The following is a 2351-nucleotide window of genomic DNA, read 5'->3' as shown; positions in this document are numbered from 1 at the left end:
ACATAGCGCAATTCTTGATCTTTTTCCATAATGATACTTTTTGTGTATCGCTATTTCAGGACAAGACACAGTTAAAATAAAAAAAAGCTCCAATTAATATTGGAGCTTTTTTTATGGAATTTGGAATTTAAAAATTGAAATTTCTATTTAAGAATTGCTAAACTGCAAGTTGCTTAAGTTTTTATAAATTCCGTTTTCTAAGTTTATTAGTTCTTGGTGTGTTCCTTCTTCAGAAATTTTTCCGTTATCTAAAACCAAAATTTTATCTGCATTTCTAATTGTAGAAAGCCTGTGCGCAATAATAATACTTGTTCTTCCTTCCATTAAAATTTCTAAAGCTTCTTGAACTAGTTTTTCGCTTTCACTATCTAAAGAAGAAGTTGCTTCGTCTAAGATCAAGATACTTGGATTTTTAAGCAAAGCTCTCGCAATCGCAATACGCTGGCGTTGTCCGCCCGAAAGTTTAACTCCACGCTCTCCAACCAAAGTTTCAAATTTCTCTGGAAAACCATCTACAAAATTGAATGCATTTGCTTGTTTAGCTGCTGCAATGATTTCCTCTTCTGAAGCATTTGGGTTTCCGTAAGCAATGTTTTCTCTAATTGTTCCTCCAAATAAAATTACATCTTGAGGAACAATACTCATATTTCCACGAAGTTCTTCTAAATCATAATCGTGAATACTTTTTCCGTCAACTAGAATTTCTCCAGAAGTTATATCGTAAAAACGTAATAATAAAGATGAAATAGTAGATTTTCCAGCACCACTTGGTCCGACGATTGCTATTTTCTGTCCAAATTCAGCATTGAAATTAACGTCTTTTAAAACCTGAACCTCTTTTCTTGAAGGATAACTAAAAGCTACATTTTTAAAAGCAACATTTCCTTTTATTTTCTCAACAGCTGTAAGTCTAGGCTTAGCATTGATTTCTTCAGGAGTTTCCTCTAATAATTCAAAAACACGCTCAGTTGCACCAACGGCTTTTTGAATCTGCGCATACATCTCGGCAATTCCACCAAATGAAGCTCCGATAAAAGTAGTGTATAATACAAAAGAGATTAAATCACCGACACCTTCAACTTCTCCTTTAATTGTCAATGTTATTCCGTACCAAACTACAGCAACAACACATCCGAAAAGGCATAGAATAATAAATGAAGCAAAATAACCTCTGTATTGACCACCTTTTATGGCGATTTTTACAATTTCTCTAATCTTATTTTTATAACGCTGAATTTCGTACCATTCGTTAGCAAATGCCTTTACATTGCTGATTCCTTGTAATGTTTCTTCAACAATAACTTGGCTTTCGGCTACTTTATCTTGTGTTTTTTTTCCGTATTTACGAATGAATCTTCCAAAGATTACAGCTGCAACCGCCACAACAGGCACAATTGCAAGCATCATGAAAGTTAATTTTGGACTAATGCTTCCTAAAATTACAAAACCTCCAATAATTAAAATAAATTGGCGCAAAAATTCAGCGATTGTTGTGCTAAAAGTATCTTGTAACTGCGAAATATCAGCACTAATTCTACTATTAAGTTCTCCAACACGTTTTTGAGAATAAAATGACATTGGTAATTTTATCAGGTTTTCATACAATGCGAAACGAATATTAGAAAGAGAGTTTTCTGTAAAATTTACAAACAATGAAATTCTAAAAAATGAGAAAATTGCCTGAAGCACCAAAATCCCCATTAAACCAAGCGCAATTTCGTTGGCTTTAGAGAGGTCTTTATTAGTAACACAGTCAACAAGCATTCCCATTAATTTAGGGAAGGCAAGGGCAGTGGCGCTTGTTAGAAATAGAAAAACCAAACCTAGGAAAAATTTCCATTTGTGATTTTTAGAATATTTAAAAATTCTGAGAGCTTTTTGAAGAGAATTAGAGTTTAATTTAGCTTTCGGTAAATCATTTTCTTGAAATCTTGCCATTTGAATATACAATTAAGGTATGCAAAGGTATGACTAAGTCGATTCACTACAAAGTAATATTAAGAATTAGAGCTTTTAATTTGGCTTTTTAACGAAATTATAAGAAAGAGAAAAAAAACTTTATTTTTTAAAGGATTGAAAAATAGCTTTCTAAATAAAAACACGAAAAAATATTTCATTTTTTTTCTAAAAAAGCTTGCAAATACAAAATCTAAGCGTATTTTTGCACCCGCAATCACAAACGATAGCAGCCTAGTAAAATAGGGCGATTAGCTCAGCTGGTTCAGAGCACCTCGTTTACACCGAGGGGGTCGGGGGTTCGAACCCCTCATCGCCCACAAATTTTTTAATAAAAAGGCTTGCAAATACAAATTCTAAGTGTATATTTGCACACGCTATCAGAAACGATAGCA

The 2351-nt window shown here is 33.1% G+C and carries 1 protein-coding gene and 1 tRNA gene; one reads left to right on the top strand and one right to left on the bottom strand.

Features of this window, described 5'->3' with window-relative positions:
- Positions 1 to 147: 147 nt before the first annotated feature.
- Complete coding sequence (locus DM444_RS00255; RefSeq protein ID WP_111282889.1) at positions 148 to 1938, bottom strand: ABC transporter ATP-binding protein; 1791 nt, start codon at positions 1936 to 1938, stop codon at positions 148 to 150.
- 263 nt (positions 1939 to 2201) lie between these two features.
- On the opposite strand from DM444_RS00255, the gene DM444_RS00250 reads away from it, so the two are divergent.
- Positions 2202 to 2276 (top strand) — tRNA-Val (locus tag DM444_RS00250).
- Positions 2277 to 2351: the final 75 nt, after the last annotated feature.

It is taken from the genome of Flavobacterium ginsenosidimutans (genome assembly GCF_003254625.1).
Lineage (GTDB): Bacteria > Bacteroidota > Bacteroidia > Flavobacteriales > Flavobacteriaceae > Flavobacterium > Flavobacterium ginsenosidimutans.
The sequence above is the reverse complement of the archived record's forward strand: the minus strand, read 5'-3'. Positions and strand labels throughout refer to the sequence as shown.